Here is a 24,397-nt window from a genome sequence, read left to right on the forward strand (position 1 = left end):
GCCGGTATTTACAAAAAATTTACATTTCGGAACAGGGCATGACGCATGCCCGTCCGGCGCGCGCAGCCTCGCCCGTGGCACGCATTCCTCATCGACATAGCTGAGAGCATCCGCAGGCATCGCCGCCGCGACACGAACCTGCAGAAAAGGGCAGCTCCCGTTGTCTGCGACCGACGACGGTAGCGGAGCATTCCTGCCGGGCGCGGCTAATACGCATCCGTCCACGGCTACGTAGAGTTAATTGGTAGAAGGTGGTTTACACCGGTTTAAGCCCGTCAAGGGAGTCGGACGGTACTGCTCCGGCCTATCAGTTTGTAGACCCGAATGCATTCCGCCACTCTCGCTCCTACTGCGGACAATCCATGTCTTGGCGCCTGGGCTCGGTCCGAGGTGCGATGTACGGCGATCTACACCACACGGTTCCCCCCGTTTACGGCTGACGCGATCGCCCGAAAATTACTTGAGCAGCCCCTGACAGAGGACGGTCATGGGGATAACCGATTTAGGTATGCATCTGAACTCAGCGCGCCTTTTGGCTAAGAGTTTGGTCAACCTGCTTGCCTCGTCAGTGTTTCGGACAAATGCGGCCTGTATCGATTTCGGAAGCGGGAACGGACCTGGGCACCTCCACTCTCTTTCGTGCAACCAACTTACCCATCCCTTCGTGCTTACTTCGAATCTCACCACTCGCCATAGTTCGTCAGATGGAATTGCAAGCTTTTTCGTCTCGTCATTAGATAGGTACAGCACCGGACGACAGCCTTTTTTGTATCCGAATCTTTTTGTCACGGCAATCCCATATGGCTCATACCGCGGTTTTTGAGGATCAGAGTTCTCCGGGGTAAGCACATATTTCAGAGAGGACAGAGGGACATCCATGAAACACGCCGCTGGCCTGTTGCCCTTAATCATCCCTTTCCCCGTCGTACTGCCCAAAATCTCGCCTTCGATCAGGATACTTACGAGATTTTCGTAAGCGGAAATTCCGTCGTCCTTTGCAGAGTTTTTGGTGAGGTGAATCAGATACGGTGATAGGTCCGGCCGCGAATTAAAGGGCAGATCGTCAAACTTTGGAAGGGACATTGAAACCTCAGGAAAACGCGGGTTTTAGATACTTGGCCGTATCTCAGAGATTTGCCGATGGCCTCTGCCTGTGCAACGACGACGGATCAAGTTACACCCGCTCGTGCAGTAAGCCCTTAAGCGCGTTTGTACTCGAAAATCGCCGAAAGTGATCGAGCTTCCTCAATGTTCAGCTTCCCCGCGCTAAGCGAAAGCAGCCGATAGGGATCGGTTGCATATGGGAATCCTGAGAATTCATCTCGAATTCTGCGCAATTCTTCAAAATTGAGTTTTCGCGCTAAGGCGTACGCGTTAGCGTACGCCCTATGATTGGGACCCAAGCCGCGGGGTGACAGAGAAGGATGGGAGCCCGTATAAGAGCTTATGTACTTCTCATATACGTACTCGGCGAAGTATACGGCGACCCCTTCATCGAGAGTGGCTACCGGTGGTTTGCCCCCCTCAGCTATCACGGGCGAGAGAAGATGAATTACTTCATGAGCAATTTCATAGAATGCATCCTCCCACGTTACTGCGTCTTGATTAATAATCAGCATTAATCTTGGCGGACTTTCAAGTGTTGTTTTTATGCCGGAGTTAGGTACTTCATTGTGATAGCCCGGAGTCGTATACAGTTCGCTACCCATTTCGGCAGGTCCGAATATAGATTCTGCGGCCTCGAGCATTACTTCCAAATTGACTCGGAGAAGACGGTTGCCTGAAGCGGTATCTGACTTCGGCCCAAAAATTGTCGAGCTCCGGTATTTTTCGAGTTCCTTGCGCCAAATTTTCTTCGCAGAGTTCGCCGCAGATGAAGAATTAGCTATTTCAAGTAGTGCATTAACGTACTTATGGTTTATCGACATTTGGTGAAGTGTCCAGAAGTCGCAGATATTTGTGGGCAAGGATCGCTCACTACTTCGTAGTGAGCTCAGCTTGCGTTACTTTGCTCAAATTGTGTGGTGCCATTGAGCAGGCGCGTCATATCCGGTACTTGGCCGTGGTGCTTAGCCTGTTCTCGCATGTGGCGGCCCGGGTCACTCTTCTGACGAAGCGCACTGACCAAGTGCTGCAAGCCCTTTTGGAGGCGATGTGGCGTCGCAGGCGCGAAAGCGGCACGCACTAAACGTCCGGTGCTACTCGGACGCCCGGCTCGCTAGTCTGCCCAAGCAGCTTCGATCCAAGTGGTGATCAGATTCTGCTGTCGTTAGAGCGTTGACGGAATCTCCGTGACGATCGGAGTCTGAATCATCGCCTGGATCGGGGTATATAGGTCCACCTGCAGAGTCTCGTCAATCTCCAGAGAAACGACCAACGCATACCGGATAGCCGTACTAGCCTGACCTGCGTCTTTCCAGTCCTTCCACCAACCGCCAACTGGGAAGACTGCTAGATGCGACTTCTCTGCTAGTTGGGCTGCGGTACCCCGCCACACATCGGAATGCATGGACCCGCGGGCACGTAGTTGCGGACCGAACAGCCATCCCTCTGTATCAGGATCGATCATGGCTTCGCCGCCACCATCGCCAGCCGCTTCAGCGTCTTCACGTTCGACCTTATTGATGCGTTGACCGAAAATCTCTGGGGTTTCGGTCGCGCCCTTTACGGCAAATCGGAGGCCATGCGATTGGTAACGGAACTTGCTCTGCCAACCACGCTGGCTCGGATTGGGATCAATAAAGTAAGACAGTGAGATGCGCATCTCCACCGTAGTTGCCCCCAAGCTCAGCAACTGCTGAATCGGCCACGGCAGCTTATGCAAGTTCAAAGCGTTAAGCTTGATACTCCCTGCGTCGTGCCGATACGGATTCAACGTTTCCTGAAGCACGAGTGTCGGCCGCCAAGTCCTAGAGTTCAACGCGCTATCGGCGTTTACCGCGCCATGTCCGAACCGGCGCAAGAGGCCCTCCTTGTCGGAGCGCACCGGATTAATGGGCAACAAAGAACGCATAGCCGGTGTATAGCGAGCGCCGTGGACCACTAGTGCTCGAATAGTCTCAGGCCAGTAGTCCGGATAGCGAGTGCTGAGGTATGCACACAGCCTGGAGACCTCAGCCGCTGCCGCGCTGGTATCACCGGTCTCGGTCAGCAGCGCCTTGGTCATGTCGAAGTTGGTAGTCAACAGCCGCAAGCTTTCCGGCCCTACGAGCGGCTGTCCTTGGTCAAAGGAGCCATTTCCGCCCTCGGCGACCACGTCCGGCTTGAAAGGCCAGGACCGGCGCCACAACAGTGAGGTCGTCGAACAGGGGGACAAGGCACCCGCAGGCGCGATGCAGCCGAGACCTGGCCATTTAGTGACGTCGATTTGGGTCAAATCGGTGTGCGCGCCAACAGTCAGGGCGTTCCAGGCCTGTGCAGGACTTTCAATGCCGCTCACCGCGTTGATGTCCGGGTAACCAGTCCACTGAGGCCACTGCACGTTGCCGCCGGCAAGGACAAACAGGCGTCGCTGTCGCTGGCGCTCACCGTCTGGCTCCAATCTCCCGGAGGCATCGGCAGCCAGTTGGTCGATGCTCGCGGACCATTCGGAAGGCAAGCCAGTGGAGGCCTCGATGCATGTGGTCATCATTGCGAACGTGCGCCGACGATCAGCGGCGACGGCTTCGACAATGCTGGTCGCCTGCTGCATCACCCATCCATAGAGGTGATAGGGATTCTGACCATGAGGCGGATGGATCTTAACGGACTCCATCCGGTGCGGAACTTTGTGAGTTTCTGCGGAGGCCAGGGGCTGACTCAGGTTTCCATGCAAAGCGATTCCGGCCATCTCGGTACCATGGCCTTCCGTATCCGCAACGGTCCATGCCGCGTCGATCGCGTGCAGATCGGCCGGATCCAGGCTCGCCTGGATCAAGGGATGGGCGTGCGCCACGCCCGTATCTAGAAGCGTGACATAAGCAGCATCCTCTTCCCCGGCGGTCTCTAGGCGAGCCTCCAGGTTTCTGACCCACTGCACTTGATCGGCGGGCGTCAAATCGCTCAGGAAGAAGTCAGCCGTGGGCTGGACACATCGTATTTCAGCCATGACATCGAGCAGCTCGACTGCCTGCTCTAGAGCGGCGCGAGTCGTATATACGGCAACGACGACGCGGCCTGGAAAGGGCACGTATCCGCTCTCAACTTCGATTTCAAGTCGTGCAGCGACTTTGACGAAGTTATTTTTTGCTGCTTCCGGACCTGCTGCCCCCACGCGGAGCCACAACTGGAACCACTGCTGGTCATCGGCAGCCGGCGGCTCCTTTGGATCAGTCCATAGTTCGCTGAATGCGGCGCGGCGAAAACCTTCGATTACGTTGACTAGGGCTGCGCTCTTCGGACTTCCGGCCCTCGTGTCTTTCTCAAGATAGTCAGTGATCCGCTTCTCGAATGCGGTCAATTTACCGTCGGGAACATGCAGCACGACCAAGTCGAATTCCTCCCCTGGTGTCGCGTTGAGGAGTTCAATACCATCGCGCTTCCAATCGAAGATCTTGTAGTCGAGCATGCCGCTGGGGCGCAACTCGACTGCGATGGTCAGTCCCGCGGGCGGCAATAGAAAATCGTTTCGCCTACGTACGAAATCTGCTTCAACGCGCCGGAGATCTTCAAGTTGGCGCAGAAGGCGCTGGCCATGCGTGTAGCGCTCGCGCGTCGGCGCCGGCGCTCTAATGACTTTGAGAACGGACTTGAATGGACGTTCAAGAACATAGGCAGATGCATTCAAGTGGTTAAGCGGTTCCGCCATGACCCTGCCCCCCGACAGGCCATCAGCCCGTCCTTAGCTGAACTTCATGTGCTTGAGGCTAGCAGAACGTTCTGCGAGATGCTGCAAGACGCTGTCTTGGCTTACGTGCGGCCGCTGTTCGAGCACGGCATCCTTCATGGCGTCCTGGCAGGCACGTACGATGTCGGAGTGCGACAGCGTCCTGCCGGCTGCGATCAGTTCCGAATAAACCAAGCCGGGATGCCCCAGCAACGCTAGGCTGTTGCGAAGAAGCTGTTCAATTTGGCGTTCATCGGGCGTGTCGTATCTGATGACGTCGTCGAAGCGTCGAAACAGGGCCGTGTCGAGAGAATCCCCGTGATTGGTCGCGGCTACGATCAGACTGTCCGACGAATCTTGCTCGATCAGCTGCAGAAACATGTTCAGCGTGCGGCGCATCTCGGCAACGTCATGCTGACTCCCTCGCTGCAGACCCAGCGAATCGAATTCGTCGAATAGATAGACGCCTCGGGTGTTTTTCAGCGATTCAAATACCAAGCGCAATTTGGACGCGCTTTCACCCATGAACTTCGTGATCAGGCTATCGAACCTCGCCACGAACAGCGGCAGGCGCAACTCAGCGGCAAGGACGCTTGCCGTCAAGGTCTTACCGGTACCCGGCGGCCCAATAAGTAGCAACTTACGCCGAGGGGCGAGGCCGTGCCCACTCAAACGCTCGTGATGACGCTGTTCACGTAACACGCGCCCCAGTTTCACGCTGACTTCCGGCGAAACGACCATTTCAGAAAGATGATGTCGCGGATATTGAACGGTCAGCAATTCCGCCAGTTCGCCCTTTGGCTGAGCCAAGGGAGTCGGACGCAGGGCCTGCACAGGCTGTGTTTGATGACGCGCCTGACCAGCCTCAATCAAGCTCTTCAACTCTGCTGCAAGACGGATGTGCCCCTTCTGCGCCGCGTCCGCAGCCATCTGCAAGGCGATCGCGGAGAACTGCGCGTCCTCGTTTCCCGCGTACGCGCGTAGTAAAGCTTTAAGTTGATCAGCACGCGCCATACGTCCTCCGCCCAGAAATGGTACTCGACAGATCATGTTGCAAACTCATGTGCAATAATTACACTTATGTGTAATTATTGCAATATGACGCAAATTGCCTTTCCCACCTCCCAGCGAGAGCTTCTCGTCGCAGCTCGCGGCAAAGAATCCCAGGCGGCCTTTGCAAAGCGTCTGGGCGTGGACCGAACGTGCCTATCCCGCTATGAGAGCGAGCGGCTTGGCGCCCCCGTGGCCGTGGTCAACTTTTGCCTGCGTCGGATTTCTAATCAATTGCAGACCGGAGAAAGCTCCCCGATCCAGGAAGCACTTGCGCTGATGCGGCGTGCTGCAGACACACTTGAACGCGTGGCGGGGCAGGAGGATCTCAACCAGCGCAGCTAGTCTGCCCCTGCTCTGTCGCTTGGGGTGCGACCCGTCGATGAGCTGGTAGGCACAACGTCAACTTACGCGTATCAATCGAATCACATTCCGTTTTCCGGAACTCCGAGAGTCGGAGAGGTCTGATTTGCTCAGGGGCCGGTTTAGGTTAAAAATCGAGCAAGCAGCAATCGTGTAACAGCGCTTGTCGAGGCTTTCGCGCTGCACATCCGCGGCATGCAGCACAGCAACATCTCATGATCGGCCTAGACACGTCGCCTATCTCCGGATAGTTCCAGTCGTAGCGACCCCTCCGGACTTTGGTCCGACCGGCTTCCAGGCCGAGCCAATCAGGATTCAAACAAGTCCTTTTCGGCCGGATGGCGGCATGGTCACCGCGCCGCCAGGGCGCTCCTTGCAACTAGTCCTGAAGCCGTCAAGAGAGTAGGCAATAGACGGGCTCTAAAACGGCGACGCGGTACAATCCACTCAACGAATCAAGCTGTCTAACTCATGAGAACCAGGGCGTCATCAGCCTGTGGGGTTCTATCGACGAAGTCGGCTATAACACTGGTTCGGACGAGCGCGGCGCCGGCTCCGTCGTATCCAACAGGAACGATGGGGGCATTCGCCAGAGCGAACGCACGATTGCAGCGGGTCAACGAGCCTTGGCGGAAACCTTGCCAAGCGGCAACGCGCTCCAAGGACCACAGGTAGCGTCGCGCAGATGAGGCAATGCCGACAATACGACGCTTCCTCATTAGTGCGTGGCACACGTGCATCGACTGACTGGTCCAGTCCACTCTGATCCCGCTTTCGGTGTGATTGGCGGGAATATTGTATTTGTAAGCAAGTTTAGCTTTCTAGGGCGAGGGATTGGATATAAAGGTACCGAGCTCTGCGCAACTAGATTACATGGTGAAGCAGGCTATTTTTTATTTTTGGCCGGGTCGCCCCTGGCCACCGAATCCCTTTAATGAAGAAGGGGCTATGCTGACCTTAATTCAAGGAAGTCGTTATACGTCTGCCAAATGCATCCAATGCGAAAAGCCGGCGCGGCTTACGGTGGAGCATGTATTTCCAGACGGTGCCGGGGGGTGCTTGACTGCCCATATATTATGTAAAGTATGTAATGAGCACTTTGGGAAAAATATCGACGGACCCTACCTGAAGCAGTCCGTTGTGGAGCTCGCGCGTAATGCGTATCGGATAGGCGGTCGGCGCGGTGTTATCCCGCAACCACTCGGCGGGCCCTATAAAATCGCTGGGCCAGTCGGCCGGTCCGTGATCAAGTTAGACACTGACTTCAGGCCGAGGATAATCCCGCAGGTAGAAGATATTGAGATCATGGAGTGTGGGGCTATCAGCGTCACTATGGTTATTGACGCCACTGATCGCAAAAATATTCCAACTATAGTTCGATCAAAATTTGAACGATTTTTCAAGTCGGAACGTGGGCTGGGACTTGGCTGGACTCAGGAAGAGCAAGAGCGTGGAATTCTATCTACTATCAATAAGTACATGAGTGCCCCCGACGTAGAAACTCCAATTGGTGTGCTTTCCGGCACGATGGAGATGAAGCTAGATACCGTCTTTCTGGAGGCGGCAAAAGTCGCGTTCGAGCTCGCCGCTATTGAAGACGGCGATGTCTTCATTAACTCAACCAAGGCCAAGCACTTTCGTACTCTTCTTGGCCGAGTCGATAAGGGGCGGATGGAATCGAGTATGAGCTTTGAGGAAATTCTGAAGGCGTTTCAGGCAGCGCCGCTGCCTGCGGGATCACAAGTCTTCCTGGGAATTCAGTATTTGACCGGTGGCAAAGCTTATGAACATCATGTGGGAATATTAAGCGGCCCGCACGTCATCGTGTCTTTATTTGGGTATGTATATATTTTTGGCGACCTGCGTGCCTATATGGGGCGTAGTGCCATCTACACGAATAACGTTGTAAGTGGCGAAGTCCGATATGCAAAGATGTAGTAGTTCTTGTGGCTTCTGCTTCGCAGAGTCCCGCGTTATGTTCCAGACCGCCGGCTACGGTCGAGATTTAACGGCACATGGCCATAGCCTGCGCGCAGGCGCGGGACACCGATATCTGTACCTGAATTGTTAAGGGCGTGCGCCTCTTATTACTCGTCCTGTCTTTGACTGTATGTGCGGCGAGGGCCGAAGAAATAGATGCTCGAACGTGCTGGTTCAGCGGCCAGGATTCATGACGCCTAGCAAAGCTTGGTCTCAGCATTTGAGACTGATCGATCTTAGTCTGAGCGCGTGAACATCCTAGACAAGCTCGCCATTCTCGCCGACGCAGCCAAATACGATGCGTCCTGCGCTTCCAGTGGCGCCGACAAGCGCAATTCCGTTGGCACGGGCGGTGTCGGCAGCACCGAGGGCATGGGCATCTGCCATTCGTATACGCCGGACGGACGCTGCGTTTCGCTGCTCAAGATCCTGCTGACCAATTTCTGCACGTTCGACTGCTCGTACTGCGTCAACCGCGTTTCCAGCAACGTGCGCCGCGCGCGCTTCCTGCCGGAAGAAGTGGTTCGCTTGACCCTGGACTTCTACAAGCGCAACTACATCGAGGGCCTGTTCCTGTCCAGCGGCATCATCCGCGACAGCGATTACACGATGGAGCAATTGGTCGAGGTCGCGCGTTCGTTGCGTGAAGACCATAAATTCGCGGGCTACATCCACCTCAAGACCATTCCGGATGCGACCCCGGAGTTGATGGCGGCCGCGGGCCGCTACGCCGATCGGCTCAGCATCAACGTCGAGCTGCCCACCGAAGGCGGCCTGGCCCAGCTGGCGCCGGAAAAAAGCCAGCCGCGCATTCGCGCCGCGATGGGCGATCTGCGTTGGCGCATCGAGGAAGGCAAGGAAGCGCGCAAGGCAGCGCCGACCAAGCGGGCCAAGCCGCCCCGGTTCGCGCCGGCCGGGCAGAGCACCCAGATGATCGTCGGCGCGGACGATGCCGACGACCGCGCGATCCTGACCACCACCGACAACCTGTACGGCAATTTCCGTCTGCGTCGCGTCTACTACTCCGCTTTCAGCCCGATTCCCGATGCCTCGTCGAAACTGCCGCTGCAGTCGCCGCCGCTGCAACGCGAGAATCGGCTGTATCAGGCCGATTGGCTGCTGCGCTTTTATGGGTTCGGCGTGGACGAGATCGCACCGGCGGACAACGGCGGCATGCTCGACCTGGATATCGATCCCAAGCTCGCCTGGGCCTTACGCAATCCGGGGCAGTTTCCGATCGACGTGAACACCGCGCCGATGGAGATGTTGCTGCGCGTGCCGGGCATGGGTACGCGCAACGTGGCGCGCATCGTGCAATCGCGCCGGCACGCCCGCTTGCGCGTCGCCGATCTGCAGCGGTTGCGGGTGCCGATGAAGAAGGTGCTGCCGTTCGTCAGTCTGCTCGATCATCATCCGCGTTCGCGGCTCGACGATCCGGCGCGGTTGCGCGCGCACCTCGCGCCGCGCCCTCGCCAGATCGGTCTGTTCGACTGAGCTACGCCGGGATGCATACGGTACGACTGGAACTGCCCTGGGACGCGGACGAGTGGCGCAAGCACGCGCGCGAGGCCTTGTGCGCGGGCGTGGTGCCGGAGGCGATCTCGTGGGCCGGCGAGGCTCAAAGCGGCCTGTTTTCGGGCGGGCCGAACCCGCTGACGCCGGTCCGTACCGCGCCGCGCGTCTCGCGCGAGTTCCTGTCGCTGATCGAGGCCGTGCTGTGCCACCGCGATCCGCACCGTCACGGCCTGCTGTACCGGCTGCTGTGGCGCATGGCCGAAGGCGAAGGCGGCTTGCTCGAGCGCGCGACCGATCCCGATGTGCACCGCGCCCGCGAACTGGAAAAATCGGTGCGCCGCGACAATCACAAGATGAAGGCGTTCGTGCGCTTTCGCGAAGTGCCCGGCGATACGGATGCCTTCGTCGCGTGGTTCGAACCCCAGCATTACATCGTCGATCGGGTGGCTCCGTTCTTCGCCCGCCGTTTCGCCGGCATGCGCTGGGCGATCCTCACGCCTTACCGCAGTGCCTGGTGGGACGGAACCCGCTTGGGGCTCGGCGCGGGCGCCAATCGCGACGACGCTCCGACCGACGACGCCAACGAGGGGCTGTGGCGCGTCTACTACGCCAACATCTTCAATCCGGCCAGGCTCAACCCGCGCATGATGCGCCAGGAGATGGCGCAGAAGTATTGGAAGCATCTGCCCGAAGCGCATTTGCTGCCGGACCTGATTCGCACTGCCGGGCCGCGCGTGCAGGCGATGGCCGAACGCATGCCGCAGGCGCCGCGGCGAAAAATTCCAGCTCAGCCGGCCCAGCAACCGGCCGCTGATCACCAGGGCATGCCGGGATTGAAGCTCGCCGTCGGCCAATGCCGGCGTTGCCCGTTGTGGGAGCCCGCTACGCAGGCGGTGATGGGCGAAGGACCCGATCGCGCCAGGATCATGGTGGTAGGCGAGCAGCCGGGCGACGAAGAAGACCTGACCGGCCGTCCCTTCGTCGGCCCTGCCGGCAAGCTGTTCAATCGCGTGCTCGACGCGTTGGGGATTGATCGCGAAACCCTCTACATCACCAACGTGGTCAAGCACTTTAATTTCCAGCAGCGCGGCAAGCTGCGAATGCACGTCAATCCTCTGGCTCGGCACGTCAATGCGTGCCGTCCGTGGCTGAAACACGAATTGGCCATCGTGCGTCCCGACGTCGTGGTGTGCCTGGGCGCGACCGCCGCGCGCGCGGTATTGGGAACGCGATTCCGATTGACCGACGAGCGCGGTCAGTGGCGAACCCTGTCCGGTGGACAACGCGCGTTTGCCACGGTGCATCCCGCCGCCGTCCTGCGCGAGCCGGTGGCGACGCGCGAGGCCTTGCTGCGCGGGTTCGAACGCGACCTGGCGCTGTTGAACGACATACCGTCGTAACCGTGGACGGATGCCGCGATGGCTTGCACAGAAAACGAAGTGCGGCCGCAGTGTCACTGATTTCTTGATACCCGGCCTGACTAGGCTCACCGCTCGCAAGAGCGGTTCAATAGGTAGAAGACAGTCGTCAAGCAAGGCTGGCGCAGAATCTATTTCCTGGCCGAACCGTGAAGCGGATTCGGCTCGAATGCCTGGACCACTATGATGCGGTACAGGGGCGAGCCGTTGAAATTCCACTCTGACCCCTGTTCTTGCTTTATGGCGATTGCCAACTATGAAAATGGCATCCGCTGCATTATGAGGTTGGCCTCGAAATATAGCGACGGCCCAAAAGTATGGCGCATCGAGAAAGTGCTTACGTATACGTGTAAAAGAATAACCTTCCGGGAAGGTTATTACCTCTGCGCGGCTAAATTTCTCGCTCAGGCCGACTCCGGGTGGCGCCATAGTTCTGAAGGCAAGCGTCCATCACCTTTCGAGTGGATCGTAGGCTCATTTTTGAGTCGGCGCATAGAGGTAGGATCAACGCCGCGCGAACCAAGACTTGCCAAGATGGCGCGCAACCTCAATTCCAAAGCATGGAGATCAAAATGGATGATCGCTCCGGTTCGAATGATTCAATATCGGATTTTGCGAGGTTCGTTTCAGCTGAAATAGTAGAAAATTATCGCAAAGAACACTCTGGTTTCACATGGAGTGCAGAGGTCGTGGATCTTCTTGCAAAAGCGCTTGTAGATACATATCGAGACAAAGAAAGCGCGCTTTCAACTCCGGCTCAGCCTGAGACTGGAGAGTCTAGTGTGATGCTCACGTCATTGAGCAATGAACCCGTATTCCCTCTAGACTTCGACGTAGACGTAAAAGTCGGATCACTGCATGGGCAGGTAACCAACCCTGGCGATGGCGAGTACCTCCTGACAGCCACCTTTAAAATAGCTAACCAGACAGTCGATACAACCAAGATTAGATTCAAGGATGGTGTGCTATCGAGAACAGAGGAGATTGAATTAGTTAAACAAAAGGTCAGCTTGACGTTCACAATCGACTTCTCCGATGGATTTCATATTAGCATCGAAGGGCATGTAAAAATTGCTTTCATTAATTTTCACATTGGCCCGTATCGATTTCCCTGACATTAATGTCCAGAGAAATCCCCCCGCTATACCGGGGGATTCTGGTATCAATTTTGTGCCGGGCAAGTTCGCCGCTGATACCCTAGCAAGGCGCTTGGTAAAGACAATCACTGAAGAGTCGCCAGCGCCTCAGACGTCTGCTTGTGCATCGAAGATCGTCGCGCCATCGGTCTCCAGGGGTCGGCGGCGCGATGGCGAGACACGCGCAATCAGTGCTTGTCCAAGATCACCGTGCGGTTCCATCAACGCTCATCACGCCGGCTGCTGCTGAGATTGCACTAGACATTTGGTCAGATGTCAGGCCGAGCCGCGAAGCGGCTCCGGCTTGAATGAATACTAGACTCCCCGCAGACGATCCCACCATGACTTTTTCTGCATCATGGGAGTTATGGATGTCGGAGCAGCGCCATTGCCGCCATCCCTGGTGACGAGAGCTTGATAGTAATCCCACACATTGTCTTGTGAACCATTAAGGATGCGACGGCGAGTTCGTTCCCATGGGCAGAAGAGCCCGGAGGAGTCGCTTGCTTGGAGGCCCGGAAACGACTCCCCGCCGAGTTTCACGAGCCCCCATGTCGCACCATGGTTGCGCCGAAAGACTTCTCCGACGTAGCTGCCAAACATCTTTGCAAAGCCAAAGATTTGTTCGTCGCTCGGCTCGGCTTTGGCGAGCTGATCATGAAACACGCTAAGCATCGTCTCGATATGGGCGACGCTCCCGTCACGCCAGTCAAGTTCAAGCTTGAAGTGATCGCGGGCGAAGTCGATGGCATCCATTGAGTACGCCTCTGCGATCTCTTGGATTCGACGGTCTTCAGTGAAGTTCTCGGCCATACCTCGTCCATGAGTGGATATTCGACTTAGTCCGGGCCGCGAAGCGGCTTCGGCATGAACCAGAAGGAGCAGATAGAGGTGTCTTATGAAACCCCGGACGATTCAGTACTAGGCCGGCTGCTCCTTTGAAAAACGTGATTTCGGTGGTACTGGAGATAGCCACAGAGGGCGGGGCCAGGGCGCCGACGCAGCCTTTCTGGCAGGCCAAGTGCGTTTCGCTCTTCATCCGAGAGCACGCTAGCAATCAGCATGTCGCCGCTATCTTCAAAACCGATCAGGCCGGCGTCGAATAGAGCATCTAATGTGGCCGACAGGACTAGGCCGTTATTCGAATCCAAGCGTTCGCGGTTATTGGAGTGTCGCCACGGTTTGCAGTGTGACGCCCGCAATACTGCACCCACTCGGCAACCGGTAACGGCGCAAGCCGCGCCCCATCGTCGCAGCAGCTCGCGACGAAATCGTCCTTGACCGAGCCGCGCATCTATTAGGGCAGAGCGTGTAGTGGCGCTGAGTTCCATGGCCCCAACCTCACGAAGGTCCGATTCAATCGTTTCAGGCAGCTCGCCGGGAGTCGCGATGCACCCGACCGGAACCGTCCCGTCTACCTCCATATAGACCATGTCATCGCGATCAATCAGATGCCCAAGGCGCAGGAGACTATCGTGGTCGAACTGGCGGATGACGCTAGAATCAGGCGAGTCTTTGTCGCAAATCACGCCTAGCGCAACGTAACCGCTTTTGATCAGCTCTAGGTGACGCACGCGCTCCTTCCAACCTGGTCGATCGGTACGCTTGGGGCCCAACACACGGATTATCTGATGTCCGTCGAGGCTAGCGATATCCATACGCCAGAGTCGAAGGAAGACCCGGCGGGTCCGTTCATCCGCCGAGCCCCATGACCAGCGTGCGTTGGCGACAGGGGCATGGAGCACGGTGCGGAAGTAGACGTTAATGCGCATATCCGACGCAGACGGCGGCACCAATGGTGATTCATCGGAGTGTGGATGATCTGCTTGCGAAGCGGTAGCGGCGAGCTGGAGGTCACCTGAGTTCCCGTCGGCAGCGTCACGCTCGAAACGCTTGAACGGATAGCGCATATCTCTCAGAAGCTTTTCCGCCCGTGCTACGACGTCATCGTCGAAGTGCCAGCGCCATTTTGTCTCGACGATAATGGCTTCGCATGTCAGTTCAAGACGTCCCAGTTCCCAGAGCCTCGTGAATCCATCTGAAGGCTTGCCGCTTTCCAGTACCCGTTTGACTGTCTCAAAGCCGCCGTAGGCGTCTAGCATCTTCTTGAACTGCGTCGGGCGGTACTTGAGCTTTTCGGCCTCCGCGACGGCGCTTCGCAAGAGTCTCGTGAACTCCTCATTCTCTCGGCTGTTCATCTTTACCTCCTGCTTCGATCGCGGCGCTATGCGGCATCGGACTAATCAACGGTGCTCCCAGACTACCGACGATGGCGACAATAAGTGCGATGAAGAGTAGCGGCGACACGAGCAGAGCGGTCGGGCGAGATGTTGAAGTATTCCCGGTTGCGGTCATTCGTTCGTCTCGCTCGCCCAGAAAGTTATGCACAGCTAGAGCGTTACTGACTTCCCGATACCCGATCTAGGAAGGCCGACCGCGCGCAAGAGCAGGTCAATAGGCCGACGAACGCTCGTCAAGCAGAGCTGACGCAAAATCCATCATCCAAGCCGAGCCGCGAAGCGGCTTCGGCTTGAATGCACTGTTAGCCCTGCAGGCCAATAGGCTTCACTGATGTGATCTCAAAGAGTACGCCCATATCGAGATTGTCTATTGGCCTAACAGTTGTAAATCGCCAGCCGTATGCGGCAAGTCTGTCTAACTCGGCAGAGAGATCTGATTTGAATTGATTGTCTGCTATGTACGCAGCGTAATACCTCTCGGGCCAATTGTCGCCGCTACCTTTGATCTGAGATAGCGAATGTTTCAATGAACTATTTTGAGTGTGGTGGTGGAATCTGGTGACCAATTGAAAAATTCGTGACGAGGGGTGCTTGTTGTCTTCCGCCGCAGCGGCAGCGGCAGCGGCAGCTTTCATTGTTTTATAGAGATTGGATGTTTTGTTTATGTCTCGGCCAGCTTGATTTATTTCATTGCTGTTCCCGGAGACTGGGCCGATTGACTGGGCAGACGGATTGGATGGTGTTTCCCCAAATCCTTCAATTCCAAGGTCAACGCCAATCGCTTCCAACTTAAGCCGAAGCTCCTTCAGTGCTTTTAGCCTAAGTATGCTAAGGGTCACGATACCAACAAGGCAACCTATCAGAAAGCTCGATAAATCGAATTCAAATTCCATTTCTCACTCCTTTGATAATGTCTCTATGCGGGCCTAACGCCTGAATTAAGCCGAGCCGAGCCGCGAAGCGGCTTCGGCATGAAAATGATTTCATGCCTGACACATTGTCACCCCGTAGTAGAAGTCATTAGAAAGCAGGTCCCCTAAGGCGGCGAATAACGTGCCAAAAATTGCGACCGTGTAGCTAGACTGGTTTAAATGTTTGCTGAGCGTGTTTCCGTCGCCGAGCGTGCGACTAAAGCGGTCGGGGTCGGTCCCAAGGAATCCTTGAGTGAATACGGCGATGCCAACATAGACCGCACCGATTCTTTGTGGCCAGCAGTGCTGGCCGAATGCAAAAGTGGCCAGAACACATAGTGCTGGGGTTGCGAAGGTAAGAGCTACGGCGAGAATAACTGGGTAGAGCCTGATCATTTTATTCATGGGGCCTACCTACAATTATGAAGTTCGATTAGGCGATTTCGCAATGCGTTTTAAGCTATGACTCCACAAGAATCGTAGTGCCAATCTTTACGTTCCGAACAGCTTCACTTCAAGCTCGCCCTTACTTGGGACACGTCCTTCATGGATCATCTTAATGACTACCTCCCGGAGTAGGGTGAGCACCTGTACAAGGTCATCGCTATTATGAGTGGGCTTTCCGTGAGCGGCTGCCGATCTCTTGTCATACATCTTAAGAATGGTGCGCTGCCTCTCGTGTCTGGAAGCACCCGGTATTTCCATGTACGCGGCAATTAGAGCAGATACGCGGAAGCGCAATTCTGATGTTGAAGGTGAAAATAGTGCTTCTAAAGCGCCCCACATCGACACGATGGATAGCCCCGTATTTGGAATAAATTGCCCAGTGTCAAGCGCATCTATTGCGATGCGGAACTCGGCGCTATCTCTGTAGAGCTTGTATGCGGAGTCCCAATGAACGCGCACCCATTCGACGCTGTCCGCTATCGTTGACTTATCAACTAGCTTGAGTGCGTGCCTCTTGCGCCAAACCTCCATGGGCCTGACATAGGCTTCGGGTTTAGAATCGGCTATCGCATGCAGTACCTGCCTACTCATCGATAAAGTTGATATAACCGGCATTGATATTTCTGGATTGCACCACAGCCGCAGAAGCGCCACAGAGAACTTAACAGCTTCAATCTGATCTTCAAATTTAGAAGTGTGCAACGCAGAAACATGTACTTCGGCGGTTATTTCAATCTCGCCTTTAGAGAACTGCCAAAGTGCAGGATGCGCAAACCCATCCGGCCCGTAATTTGGGCCCGTGTTCTTCAATGCTAACGGAGTTGTAAACACCGCATGCGCCTTGCGAAGTGCTACGCCCTTAGAGAGTTGGATCTCTTCTTCGTTAAGAGGCAAATCTGTAAGACCTGCGTACATATCATTCGAGGCGCCCTCATTCACTGACAAGCTTTCGTCCTCCAAGGTAATCTCCTCTAGTTGCAATCACGGACAAGGCGAGAGGGTTCAAACCTGACACGCAAAGCCAGTGGCCGGCCCGCTCTACTTTTGATCACATGGCTAAAACCTGCTTCGCCGTGTGGACTTGACTATCACAGACACTACTAGTGGCTATGTCCATAACGGCAACTGGAGCTGCGGCAGGACTGATGTCGGAGCGCTTCGAATACTTCTACTCTTCCACAGCCATCGCCATTGGTCGTATCAAGCGGTTTGATATGGCGCTTGGGTCAAATCGTCAAAACAACTGTTGACTCAGACCATTGCTAAGTCACTGATTCATATGGGTGCCCATTGGTCGGCCGACCACAGGTGCAGAGAAAACAAGCTGGAGAGAGGCGAAAAAAACGCCAAACAGCCCCTCTGTGGATAACTCGCCGACCAATGGAAAACGCCAAAAGCCCCGGAAATAAGGCCGTTTTCGTCGTTGCGACGAGGCGTAGAAAAAGTTGGAAGGGGAAGTTTGGTGCGCCCAAAGCACGCGGGGGCCAACTCTCTTGACGGGCTTAAACCGGCTCAAACCGGTTTAAGCCGGCTCCTGCCGGTTGGCCTTGGGAGTCGCGTGTCGCCCGCAGGCCTTGTTGGCCCGTGCCTGACCTTGCTCGCCGTGATTCGGCGGCCGTCGCGCCAGGCGCCGCAGCCGCCCGCCATTCCATGTGAAGCAAATTCCAGGGAATAGCGCGACGCACCGAATGTCATGGAAGAGAAACCGGACGAGTTCGAGGCAGTCGTCCGGGCGAAAACGCCGGGTATTGCCACTTTACCAGGGCGGTGCCGGTGCCTCACGTGCGGAATGCCGCGTGATCGCGCGCCGCTCCGCACGTTTGCCTTCCCTGGCGCGGCTTTCAGCATTCCTCAGATGATCGGAGATCCGTAAACCGCATTCAAGAGCAGCTTCCCGTTGTAGACGGGGGGCAGAACGTTTCAAACTCGACGATCTCGTCTGAGTAGAAGCACGTCCATACCTCGCACTGCGTGCCGATGGGCGGCTGTGACGGCAGTGTGCCGTCGCCGGGCGGCGGACGGGCCTATGCGCTGCCGATGGTGGAGGTCGATGCGGCAACCAGGATGAGCACCAACAGTGTCTTCGCGACCAACATCGCAGTAGCGGACAGCACCTGCGGTTGCACCGGATGGCAGACCACGGCAATGCACCGGCCGCAAATGAGCCGTGCGTCACTTGCTTCACACCGGAGTCGCTCAGGCGGCGTCAACGTTTGCACACCCGCAATGGGATCAGATGCGCGTCATCGGGCAGCGTGCCGGCCCCGTCCATGCGGACGGGACCGGGCTGCGGTAACGTGCTAAAGCTTTACGCGTAGCTCAGAACGTGATGCTCCAGCTGTCGATCTTGCCGACATCCAACGGGCCGCGATCAACCGCGCGCAGCTTCCAGGTGCCGTTTAGGTTTTCACTCGAGAGGTTGAGCTTGAAGGTGCCTGCGACGTTGTCACCGTCGCCACCAGTGCGGTTATGCAACACGTAGATCGAGCCGTCCGGCGCGATCAGGTCGACCTTGAGGTCGCTCTTGTACGGATGCACGATGTTAACCGCGACCGAGGCATCGGCAGGTGCCTTGCCAACGCGGCCGGCGACCAAGACGCTGCTACTGGCACCGAGCAGGTTGTTGTCCGGAATCGTGACATCTGTGTTGTTGCTATAGGTCTGCACGCCACCGCTCGTGCCGCCGACGATAACCTGCGCGGTCTTCGTATTGGTCGCACCGTCGTCGTCGGTGACAGTCAGCGTGATGGTGTAGGTACCAGCTGCGGTGTAGGTCTTGGTCGGATTGGCCTGTGTCGAGGTGGTGCCGTCGCCGAAGTTCCAACTGCGCGCGACGATGCTGCCGTCGCTGTCGGTCGAGGTGTCGCTGAGCGACACGCTCAGGCCGTTGACCGACGAGGTGAAGTTCGCAACGGGCTGCGACGGAGTACCGCCGCCGCCCGCGGCCGCGACCACCGCCGCCGACGCGTCGACCAAGCCAGCGCCGCAGCCGCCGGGGCACTTGGCTGGGGTGATCTGACGCGCGGTAGCCTTCAAGATCTGCAGTACTTCGGCGCTGGTCTTCGGCGTGGTTGCCACCGACTGCATCAGCGCGACGATGCCGGCCACGTGCGGCGCCGCCATCGAGGTGCCCTGCATGTAGCCGTATCCGTTGCCAGCCACTGTCGACAGAACGCCCTGTTCGTCGTGCAGACGTACGCACACGCCGGCCTTGGGCACTTGGCCCAGCGGCAGGAACTCATTGGCTGGGGTGCAGGTTTCACCACCGGGTGCGGTGATGTCGATGGTGTTGCCGTAGTTGGAATAGAAAGCGCGATTGCCGCCGGGGTCGCTGGCGGCGACGGTGATGGTGTTGTCGCAGCTGGCCGGAGTGAAGTTAACCGTGTCGCTGTTGGAATTGCCAGCGGCTACGACCACGGTCACGCCCCTGGCGGTCGCGGCGTTGATCGCGTCCTGATAGGTCTGGGTCTGCGCGCAGTTGGCACCGCCGCCGATCGACAGGTTGATGACTTCTGCCGGGCTGGGATTGTTCGGCGCGCCGGGCACGCTGACGCCGGCGGCCCACAGGATTGCATCGGCGATATCGGAGGTGGCGCCGGAGCCGTCCTTGCCGAGCGCGCGCACCGGCACGATCTTCGAGCGATACGCGACGCCGGACACGCCGACGGCATTGTTGGTAACCGCGGCGATGGTGCCCGCGACGTGAGTGCCATGCTGGACGTTGGAGCTGTCGTTGGGATCGTTATCGCGGCCGTTGCCGTCGTCGGAGCGTCCGCAACCGGCCGGATAAGGCGAGCATTCGGCCGCGCTGAAGCCGGTGGTCGAGGTGATCGTGTCGTAGCCGGGCAGTATGTTGGCGTTGAGATCGGTGTGCGCGAGGATGCCGCTGTCGACTACCGCGACTACCACGCCCTCGCCGCTGGCCTTGTCCCAGGCGGCGGCGACGTTCGCGCCGGCGGCGCTGTTGGCGTAATGCCACTGGTCGGCATAGCGCGGATCGTTCGGGCTCATCGTGCTATGCATGATCAGGTCGGGTTCGACGTATTCGACGCTTGGGTCAGCCGCGATCTGGCGCATCAGGCTTTCGCTCTCGTCGCGATTCAGGCGACGGTCGCTGAGCACTACGTTGGCGCCGAGCGCGAGGCGGCGCAGGTGCTTGAGTGCCAGCGGCTTGCCGCCAGCGCGCGAAACTGACAGTGCTCGGCCCGCGGCGGCGTTCAACGATGATGTCAGAGTCGCGGTGGACGCAGCCACGGCGTTGCCGTTGCGGTACTTGACGATGAAACGATCGTAGTTCTGACCGGCCTTGAGGGCGGCTAGGTGAGCGGTGCCTGCAAACGCGGGTGAGGCCGCACTAAGTACGGCCACGGTAGCGGCTGCCAGAAGGTGAACGCGCAAGGCGTTCGGGCGGTGGCTGGACATCTGTTGAATCCCCTCGTGTACTGAAGTGATGAGCAACGCCCGCAGCGGAGCCTTCTATTGTGTAAGCGAAGGTCTCTCGCGTGTGCTGAAAGCGGGCGCGATGGGTGGTTTTTGTGGTGCGCGCTTCATGTGAGTGCACCGATGTCGCGAACTGCGACACCGGCAATGAGTTTTATCGATGCGCAAGCGCATTCGCTGGCGCCACAGGATCGATGTGCCCGAATTAATGCGACGCACTGCCTATTTCAAAAGGCTATGCCAACTGTCACACATGAATTTTCATCTTAATTCTTACGAGCGTTAAACAATTTCCATAAGCGCATGCCGACGACGCGTCGATAGAGCCCTCGGATTCGTGTCGGCGCATCTCATCGAATACATCTTCGGATACGGCTTGATATGTTTCTTCTAAGGATGCAATCCAGTCTGTGTCGGACCTGTACGGGCTGAACTCTGTCGAGAACCAGAAGGTGACGGTGGACCGAGGCGCAGTCGGCGTTCCGCTGAGATAAACGCAGCCGGCAGGTCGCGTCCTCCCCGACGCAGCCTGTGTGGCAAGCTGCTAACGGTGCGGTCGGCATCGATGGCGCCATTGCGCCGCATTCGGTGGACGATGCGACACACGCGGCCCGAGTGTGGCTATCGATTGCTATTGCTGGTATTGGCGCATAAAGGACGTCGCTGCTCACGTTGTCGTATGGCTTGCAGGTGGCGCCGTCGAACGCGACCTTCTCCCGCGGATCTGCGCGGACATCGGGGTGATGGGCTTTGTGGCGAGTCAGCTGGGGGACGCGTCGTCGAGCGCGGGTTCGGGCGAGAACCTCAGTCGCGCCACAACCCCGCACTGCACGCCTGGCCTGATATCGATGTGCCAATCGTAGAGTTCGCATAGCCGGCGTACGATGGACAAGCCAATACCACCGCCCTGTGATCCGCCTGCATGGGTACCGCGGTAGCCACGACTGAATAGATTGTCCGCATCGCTCTGGCTGAGTCCGGGGCCTGAGTCGGCGACTTCGACGCGGTCTGCGGCGACACGGATGACGACCTCGCCTTCGGAGGTGTACTTGACCGCATTCGACACCAGGTTTCCCAGCGCGACCGCAACGGTCGCCTCCGGTACGGGAATCACCGCGTTACGATCGCCTTCGAGCCGAAGCGTCAACTGTTTGCGCGTCAACTGGCTCTGGTGGGCGTCGATCAGCTGCTCGGCGACCTTGGCCAAGTTTGTCCGGCCGCTGCCGCGTTCATTACGCGAAAGCAAGAGCAGCGCGGCGATCAGGTCCGAGCACTGCTGCTCGGCCCGATGGATTCGCTGTAGGCGACTTCGCAGCGGCGCGTCCAGATCGGTGCGGGCGAGTGCCAGTTCGATCGCGCCCTTGATGACCATCAGCGGCGTGCGCAATTCGTGGCTGACATCGGCGTTGAACTCCCTGTCCCGTTTGACCACTTCGGTCAGCCGCGCCGAGTAGTCGTCGAGTGCCTGCGCAAGGTGCCCGACCTCATCGTCTGAGAAATGCTGCGCCAGTGTCGACGCGCGATGTGCGCCGTCCATCTTGTTGACGCGTCCGACCAAGTCGGAAACGGGGCGCATGACCTTCGAAGCGGCCCACAGGCCGACGATCAGCGATAGCAAGCTGAAGGTGCCGACCAGGGCGGCAATGACCCACTGCTGGCTGCTGCGGCTGGCGGCAGTGCGGGTCAGGTCGTAGGCCAGGAAGAACCAGTGTTGGTCGTCCTTACGAACCGCGAGGCGATAGACAAAGGGTTGGCCGTTTTCCTCGCCATGCATCTGGTATACGCCATTGTCCAATTCGGCCCAGTCCGGCTGTAGATTTGCGCGCTTTTCCGGCCCGACGACCAGCCCGCGGATGTCGTCCAGAGGTTCGACCACGTCCGAACGATCCCGATAGAATCTCGCTGCATAGCTGTCCAGGTTGCGGGTCAATGCCCGCCCGACCAGTTGGTCTTCCACGCGAGCGCTCGCGTAGACCGCGACGAGTCCGAGCAGCGCGGTTAGCGACAACCCCAAGGCGAAGAAGGACAGCACGATTCTGCTGCGAAGGCGGTGGCGATAGCGGTGTCGTCCGGGCAGAACTTCGTCCATTCGATTTGACTCGTGTGCCCGTCATGTCGCTGGAACAGCCACGTCGACGACGGAGGCGATGTGGCGGGCTGTCCATGGGGGAGCGGGCGCGATCAGGCTACGACCGTGGTATCCAGCTCGCGTAGGCGAACAGACTGGAATCCGCAGGCTTAGTGCGGAGCTCTGAACCATTCCCCAAAAAATGCGAAGCTGATTGCTGACGCTGCTGCGGTGGCGACGGCTAAGTTTCCGGTGTAAGAACAAGCGTCATCGCTCAGGCGCTGGACGATCGCAGTCTTGAGCGGATTAGGCAGAACGGCCTCAGCTTATGGGCCGTGCAATTAACTCAAAACAACGAAGTCACACTTGTCCAAGGACGATCTCGCGCCGAGATCGGCGCCTGCCGCGCAGCGGGACGCGGCCGAAGAGGAATACGCCGGTGCTGCGAAGTCATGTCGGTTTCGACCAATGCGAACTTGGCTATGCTCCGGATCAACGACGTGTAAGCGAGTGCGGACAAGCGTAAGGGACGAATGCGTGAAGGCGTTCCCCGCTGTGCTTTGCGTTGCACCATCGCCCGTTGATGCCGGCGATGGTGCAACGCGTGCGGTCGTCCGCACATTCACGGGCACGCGTACGGTCGGCCGTGCTTGTGGGGCTGGACTGCGCGCCACATGATGTGCGCTCTTCGTCCGTCGCGCGTTCGCCACGCGGTGCTGCGGCCGCTTCCTTCCCGCACACGTTTCCGAAGCCAGCCATCGCCGCTGCGAACGCAAGAAGGGACGCTCAATGACCACACCATGGCCGGCCGAGGCGCGATACGCGTTCCTGACCGCGCTGGCGCTCACCGGGATGGCGGAAAACGCGGCTGCTCGCGGCGACCGGGAGAGCGGCCGGAATCTCGCCGCCGAGGCGCGGCGGGAGGTCCCAGCCGAGACCTGGGTCGTTTCCAGCCGATTGGACCTGCTGGCCGTTTTCGATGCCCAGCAGCGCGGCGACCTCGCGGAGGCGAATGCGCTCGCGGCACGCTTGCACCGGCGCGCGCGAACTGAGCGATGACGTCGTCGAGATGCAGTTGCACTCGTTGCTCGGTCCGCGGTCGTCGGAGGGGAACTGCGATCCGGCCGAGCGCGAAGCCTTAATCGCCCGCACCGGGATGCGCGGTGCCGGCCTGGACTGGCAGCAGCAGAGGGTCCCGGCCCGACGCCGGGTCATGCCGGATGCGCGCCCCGGATTTCCTGCAGATTCGCCGCCAGCAGCGAGAGCAGTTCCTCGGTGCGCGCCGCGGCATACATTTCGAACGCGGTGCGGTAATAGAACTGCGGCAGCGGGTAATTCATGAACCAGTAAATCATCTGCTCGGGGGTGTCGTGATAGGCCCGCGCCGCCGATAGTATCCGCGCCAAGTTGCGCAGGCTGCGCTGCATTTTGGCCGTGCCCTGGCCGTCGCGAATGATGACGTTTCCATTGGGGTTGGAAATGGCGGTCAGGTCCTTGGCGCGGATGCCCAATACGTTGATGACCCGTTTCGGGGAAATGTTCGGCGTTCCTGGGGCGCGCAAGGAAGCCATAAAATTTTCGAATTCGGATTCGGTCACGGCGGTGCCTTCAGGCGGATAGGGATCGTCCGCGTCGGGTGGGCGAAAGCGGCGGCCGATAATCGAAGAGGCGGCCGCTGCGCAGGCGCGGGCCTGAATGGACGCGAGCGCCCTGCAGGGAGGCTGCGGCAGCCGATTGAGCGCCCTCGCCAGATCAAATGCTTGGTCTTGGGTATCTTTTTTTTCTTAGCTCGTGCCGAAAAGCGATTTTCGTCACCTTTTTATGTGTGATTAATCACAGTTAGTTGTGCCATAAATCATTGAATCGTAAGCCGGCGCCATCCGCCGTCACGCAATGATGGCCGCCCAGCCGGCACCGCCTCGCGACCGCCTGAACCCGGCAAAGAAATCATAAAAAATTGATATCTCCTTACATGCCGGCTGCGGTCGCGCTCCCTAATCTGGCTACAGCAAGGAGAGCGATCCG

17 protein-coding genes and 1 pseudogene are annotated in these 24,397 nt (G+C 58.0%); 7 read left to right on the top strand and 11 right to left on the bottom strand.

Features of this window, described 5'->3' with window-relative positions; translation table 11 throughout:
• Positions 1 to 1,199: 1,199 nt before the first annotated feature.
• Positions 1,200 to 1,967 (bottom strand): hypothetical protein, encoded by a 768-nt coding sequence (locus ASD86_RS26605; protein ID WP_157476450.1) that lies wholly within the window; start codon positions 1,965 to 1,967, stop codon positions 1,200 to 1,202.
• A gap of 86 nt (positions 1,968 to 2,053) precedes the next feature.
• Here ASD86_RS26605 and ASD86_RS27765 point away from each other — a divergent pair.
• A pseudogene (locus ASD86_RS27765) lies at positions 2,054 to 2,167 on the top strand (IS3 family transposase); the annotation flags it as partial.
• Between the two features lie 102 nt (positions 2,168 to 2,269).
• On the opposite strand, the gene ASD86_RS10410 reads toward ASD86_RS27765, so the two are convergent.
• Both ASD86_RS10410 and ASD86_RS10415 read right to left on the bottom strand, forming a co-directional pair.
• Entirely contained in the window at positions 2,270 to 4,786 is a 2,517-nt protein-coding gene (locus tag ASD86_RS10410; protein ID WP_056110090.1) for a S8 family peptidase, read from the bottom strand.
• 33 nt (positions 4,787 to 4,819) lie between these two features.
• On the bottom strand, positions 4,820 to 5,818 hold the full coding sequence (locus ASD86_RS10415) for an ATP-binding protein (protein WP_056110091.1): 999 nt from the start codon (positions 5,816 to 5,818) through the stop codon (positions 4,820 to 4,822).
• An 84-nt stretch (positions 5,819 to 5,902) separates the two neighbouring features.
• Between ASD86_RS10415 and ASD86_RS27230 the strand changes: the two genes are divergently transcribed.
• The 5 genes from ASD86_RS27230 (at position 5,903) to ASD86_RS26610 (ending at position 12,245) form a co-directional block, all read left to right on the top strand.
• Positions 5,903 to 6,199, top strand: coding sequence for a transcriptional regulator (locus ASD86_RS27230; protein WP_162253649.1), 297 nt, complete (start codon positions 5,903 to 5,905; stop codon positions 6,197 to 6,199).
• An 894-nt stretch (positions 6,200 to 7,093) separates the two neighbouring features.
• Entirely contained in the window at positions 7,094 to 8,155 is a 1,062-nt protein-coding gene (locus ASD86_RS10425; RefSeq protein WP_235567714.1) for an HNH endonuclease, read from the top strand.
• A 291-nt stretch (positions 8,156 to 8,446) separates the two neighbouring features.
• Complete coding sequence (locus ASD86_RS10430) at positions 8,447 to 9,691, top strand: putative DNA modification/repair radical SAM protein (protein WP_056110096.1); 1,245 nt, start codon at positions 8,447 to 8,449, stop codon at positions 9,689 to 9,691.
• 11 nt (positions 9,692 to 9,702) lie between these two features.
• Positions 9,703 to 11,112 carry a UdgX family uracil-DNA binding protein gene (locus tag ASD86_RS10435; protein WP_056110098.1) on the top strand — a complete coding sequence of 470 codons (1,410 nt, stop codon included), beginning with the start codon at positions 9,703 to 9,705 and terminating at the stop codon, positions 11,110 to 11,112.
• A 590-nt stretch (positions 11,113 to 11,702) separates the two neighbouring features.
• Complete coding sequence (locus tag ASD86_RS26610) at positions 11,703 to 12,245, top strand: hypothetical protein (protein ID WP_157476451.1); 543 nt, start codon at positions 11,703 to 11,705, stop codon at positions 12,243 to 12,245.
• 336 nt (positions 12,246 to 12,581) lie between these two features.
• Here the strand turns inward: ASD86_RS26610 and ASD86_RS10440 are convergent, their stop codons facing one another.
• The 7 genes from ASD86_RS10440 to ASD86_RS10465 all read right to left on the bottom strand — a co-directional run bounded on the left by ASD86_RS10440 (position 12,582) and on the right by ASD86_RS10465 (position 22,393).
• Positions 12,582 to 13,079, bottom strand: coding sequence for a hypothetical protein (locus tag ASD86_RS10440; protein WP_056110100.1), 498 nt, complete (start codon positions 13,077 to 13,079; stop codon positions 12,582 to 12,584).
• Between the two features lie 83 nt (positions 13,080 to 13,162).
• Positions 13,163 to 14,464 (bottom strand): HNH endonuclease, encoded by a 1,302-nt coding sequence (locus tag ASD86_RS10445; protein WP_056110102.1) that lies wholly within the window; start codon positions 14,462 to 14,464, stop codon positions 13,163 to 13,165.
• Between the two features lie 344 nt (positions 14,465 to 14,808).
• Complete coding sequence (locus ASD86_RS26615) at positions 14,809 to 15,399, bottom strand: hypothetical protein (protein WP_157476452.1); 591 nt, start codon at positions 15,397 to 15,399, stop codon at positions 14,809 to 14,811.
• 90 nt (positions 15,400 to 15,489) lie between these two features.
• On the bottom strand, positions 15,490 to 15,822 hold the full coding sequence (locus ASD86_RS10450) for a hypothetical protein (RefSeq protein ID WP_056110105.1): 333 nt from the start codon (positions 15,820 to 15,822) through the stop codon (positions 15,490 to 15,492).
• A gap of 87 nt (positions 15,823 to 15,909) precedes the next feature.
• Positions 15,910 to 16,824, bottom strand: coding sequence for a hypothetical protein (locus tag ASD86_RS26620; protein ID WP_157476453.1), 915 nt, complete (start codon positions 16,822 to 16,824; stop codon positions 15,910 to 15,912).
• A 1,359-nt stretch (positions 16,825 to 18,183) separates the two neighbouring features.
• Complete coding sequence (locus ASD86_RS10460; protein ID WP_082578244.1) at positions 18,184 to 20,286, bottom strand: S8 family serine peptidase; 2,103 nt, start codon at positions 20,284 to 20,286, stop codon at positions 18,184 to 18,186.
• A 778-nt stretch (positions 20,287 to 21,064) separates the two neighbouring features.
• Positions 21,065 to 22,393, bottom strand: coding sequence for a HAMP domain-containing sensor histidine kinase (locus tag ASD86_RS10465; protein ID WP_056110108.1), 1,329 nt, complete (start codon positions 22,391 to 22,393; stop codon positions 21,065 to 21,067).
• A gap of 768 nt (positions 22,394 to 23,161) precedes the next feature.
• Between ASD86_RS10465 and ASD86_RS10470 the strand changes: the two genes are divergently transcribed.
• The gene (locus tag ASD86_RS10470) at positions 23,162 to 23,431 is read left to right on the top strand and encodes a hypothetical protein (RefSeq protein WP_056110110.1); all 270 of its coding nucleotides are present in this window, start codon (positions 23,162 to 23,164) and stop codon (positions 23,429 to 23,431) included.
• 152 nt (positions 23,432 to 23,583) lie between these two features.
• On the opposite strand, the gene ASD86_RS10475 is transcribed toward ASD86_RS10470, so the two are convergent.
• A complete protein-coding gene (locus ASD86_RS10475) occupies positions 23,584 to 23,970 on the bottom strand; it encodes a hypothetical protein (RefSeq protein ID WP_157476455.1) in 387 nt (128 codons plus the stop codon).
• Positions 23,971 to 24,397 lie beyond the last annotated feature (427 nt).

Origin of the sequence: Lysobacter sp. Root690 (assembly GCF_001427785.1) — a bacterium.
GTDB lineage: Bacteria > Pseudomonadota > Gammaproteobacteria > Xanthomonadales > Xanthomonadaceae > Lysobacter.

Excerpts from the sequence above, each read along its gene's own strand:
- ASD86_RS10445 (WP_056110102.1), bottom strand. The coding sequence starts at position 14,464 with ATGAACAGCCGAGAGAATGAGGAGTTCACGAGACTCTTGCGAAGCGCC.
- ASD86_RS10450 (WP_056110105.1), bottom strand. The coding sequence starts at position 15,822 with ATGAATAAAATGATCAGGCTCTACCCAGTTATTCTCGCCGTAGCTCTT.
- ASD86_RS10460 (WP_082578244.1), bottom strand. The coding sequence starts at position 20,286 with ATGTCCAGCCACCGCCCGAACGCCTTGCGCGTTCACCTTCTGGCAGCC.
- ASD86_RS10470 (WP_056110110.1), top strand. The coding sequence starts at position 23,162 with ATGACCACACCATGGCCGGCCGAGGCGCGATACGCGTTCCTGACCGCG.
- ASD86_RS10415 (WP_056110091.1), bottom strand. The coding sequence starts at position 5,818 with ATGGCGCGTGCTGATCAACTTAAAGCTTTACTACGCGCGTACGCGGGA.
- ASD86_RS10465 (WP_056110108.1), bottom strand. The coding sequence starts at position 22,393 with ATGGACGAAGTTCTGCCCGGACGACACCGCTATCGCCACCGCCTTCGC.
- ASD86_RS27230 (WP_162253649.1), top strand. The coding sequence starts at position 5,903 with ATGACGCAAATTGCCTTTCCCACCTCCCAGCGAGAGCTTCTCGTCGCA.
- ASD86_RS26610 (WP_157476451.1), top strand. The coding sequence starts at position 11,703 with ATGGATGATCGCTCCGGTTCGAATGATTCAATATCGGATTTTGCGAGG.
- ASD86_RS10440 (WP_056110100.1), bottom strand. The coding sequence starts at position 13,079 with ATGGCCGAGAACTTCACTGAAGACCGTCGAATCCAAGAGATCGCAGAG.
- ASD86_RS10435 (WP_056110098.1), top strand. The coding sequence starts at position 9,703 with ATGCATACGGTACGACTGGAACTGCCCTGGGACGCGGACGAGTGGCGC.
- ASD86_RS26615 (WP_157476452.1), bottom strand. The coding sequence starts at position 15,399 with ATGGAATTTGAATTCGATTTATCGAGCTTTCTGATAGGTTGCCTTGTT.
- ASD86_RS10410 (WP_056110090.1), bottom strand. The coding sequence starts at position 4,786 with ATGGCGGAACCGCTTAACCACTTGAATGCATCTGCCTATGTTCTTGAA.